Raw genomic sequence first — 2,299 nt, forward strand, 5'->3', positions numbered from 1 at the left:
GGAAGGACGCGTGGATCGGCACGAGGTCTGGGCCGCTGGTGTCGTCGAGAGCGGTGACGTTGATGCCGACCTCTGAGATGTCGCTGTCGATTGCCGCGAGGCGACTGCCGCAGGTCGGGCAGAAGCCACGCTTCGCCTCACCGCGGAAGGTCTCGTACCAGGTCGGCTCGCCACCCTCGCCGATCCAGGTGATCGTCTTGAAACCCACCCACCACATCACGGGTGACCCGCCGAGCTTCTGGCAGTGCTCACATTCACAGGTGTGGGGGAAGACTGCCGGTCCCTGGGCAGTGAAGCGGATGCGACCGCAGAGGCAGCCGCCGGTGCGCCCCTCGGCTGACTCGGTTCGCTGGGTGTCGGTGGTGGGGGTGGCGTTCATCGGCTTCTCGATTCGTGGGGTTGGGGAGCTACCAGGAGGTGGGGTTGGGGAGTTCGGTAACGGGCTGGTGACTGGCCTTGGGGATGCCGAGGAGGACTCGGGCCTGATGCGCAGCTGCAACCTGCTCCTCTGCCGCGGATGGTCCCCAGTCGAAGAACTCCAGGGCTTGCTCGGGGGTGGCCAGGATGCGGACATAGGTACGGCCGGTAGCCGGATCGGCCCGGGCGGCGGCGAGGCTCTTGAGGGAGGCGGCGTAGCGGACTCGCGCACAGGGGCCGTCCGGGTCCGACAGGTACCCGAGGTACCGAGTGCCGGCGAGCTCCGCTGCGGCCTCCTCGCGGGCTTCGCGGACGGCGGTGGCCACGGGATCGCCGCCGTCTTCGGGTTCTGGGGTGCCGCCGGGAAGCAGGCGAGTGGGCCGGTAGCTGACACGCTGGACCACGACCTGACCGCGCCGATTGGTGATCAATACGGAAGTGCCGGCCCACAGGGCAGCCGACGTGCGTAGTGCCCCGTACGCCTCATCGCTCATCGCCACGGCGGGACGTTCGTCGGGGGCGGAAGTCGTGGTCATCTCTCTCCGATCGCGGCGGTTTGCTGTAGGCAGTGAAGTGTGGCGGGGGTCAGGTGGTCAGCTGGGTCGGGTCGCCCTTCGTGGGGCCGGGAATGAGGCGGGTGAAGTGTTCGGTCCGGATGATCTGGGTGCGGTCTGGTTGGGGGAGGCGGGCGAGGATGCCGGGAAGAGGCCGCTCGCGAGCGACCTCCCCGCGGTGCGCCAAAATTGCCCGCCACTTCGCATCGACCCAGGGGGTGACGTCGACGCTCGTAGTCACGTATGAGTCCGGCACCGCGAGCACCTCCTTTCCCACCTCTTTGAGCAGAGGGCGGAGTAACCCGACGCCGGACTCGGGGTGCGTGGCGGCGTACAGCGCGCCTGGTTGCCAGGGCGGGCCCGCTTCGGGGTGCAGGTGGGCGAGGCCAGCGGCTTCGACGGCGAGCAGGGTGATCTGGTGGGTGCGTACGTGGTCGGGATGGCCGGTCAGCTGGCCGACCGCGTCGTGGGTGACGACGATGTCGGGGCGGAAGTCCCGGATGTGGGCGACGAGGCGGCCGATGGCCTCGTTGAGGGAAGCGTCAACGAGCCGGGGCTGGCCGGGGGCGGCCTCGGGGTTGCGGGCGTCGTTGTAGCCGAGCAGGCGTGGGGTGCCGGCGCCCAGGACGGCGAGGGCGTCCGCGAGTTCGGGCGCTCGGCGGCTGTCGGGGGCCCAGGTGGCGGTGACGACCGCTGTGCGGGCGCCGGCGGCGTGGTGCTGCGCGAGCACACCGCCGGCTAGGAGGCTCTCATCGTCAGGGTGCGCGAACACTGCCAGCAGCGAGGGGCGGGACGGGTGGTTCATGGCGAAGAGGTCTCCTCGAAGCGGTGGATGGGAGAGAGGTCAGGTTCTCGGCGGCCGCCTGCCCAGAGCGGCTCCCAGTAGGCGGCGGGCAGGGAGCGGTCGTCCCGGCCCGGTGCTGACGCTGCTGTGCTCACTGTGCCGCCTCCTCGGCGTGCATGACAGGACCGTCCGGTCCGGTGTCCCAGTCCCAGGCGCCGACGTAGGCCGCTACTCCACTCCGACGAGCCTCCATGACGGCCGTCAGCCGGTCGAAGTCCCCTTCCGGCATCAACGCCCGCCACTGCTCCAGCGGCAGCGCCCGTACCTCGTCGTGCTCCTCGGGGGCGAGGACGATGCCCGCAACCTGCTCGTCGGTGAGCCGTCCACCGTCGAACACGAAGGTGACGGTCGATGACGGGAACCCGGGCCCAGGCAAGCCGAACACCGCCGCCAGCAGCCGCGGCGGCCCGGACACCGCGTCCAGGACCGCTTCCACCAGCAGGCGCGCCCTCTCGTCCTCCGTGAGATGGCGGCCGTACCCGTC

3 protein-coding genes and 1 pseudogene are annotated in these 2,299 nt (G+C 70.3%); all 4 read right to left on the bottom strand.

Features of this window, described 5'->3' with window-relative positions; translation table 11 throughout:
• Nucleotides 1-379 (bottom strand): GFA family protein (locus RM812_RS41400; RefSeq protein ID WP_311586071.1); only part of this gene is annotated, 379 nt, incomplete at its 3' end.
• A 28-nt stretch (nucleotides 380-407) separates the two neighbouring features.
• On the bottom strand, nucleotides 408-953 hold the full coding sequence (locus RM812_RS41405; RefSeq protein ID WP_311586073.1) for an NUDIX domain-containing protein: 546 nt from the start codon (nucleotides 951-953) through the stop codon (nucleotides 408-410).
• Between the two features lie 49 nt (nucleotides 954-1,002).
• Entirely contained in the window at nucleotides 1,003-1,776 is a 774-nt protein-coding gene (locus RM812_RS41410) for a PIG-L deacetylase family protein (protein ID WP_311586075.1), read from the bottom strand.
• A gap of 130 nt (nucleotides 1,777-1,906) precedes the next feature.
• A pseudogene (locus RM812_RS41415) lies at nucleotides 1,907-2,299 on the bottom strand (hypothetical protein); the annotation flags it as partial.

Origin of the sequence: Streptomyces lancefieldiae (assembly GCF_031845825.1) — a bacterium.
Lineage (GTDB): Bacteria > Actinomycetota > Actinomycetes > Streptomycetales > Streptomycetaceae > Streptomyces > Streptomyces lancefieldiae.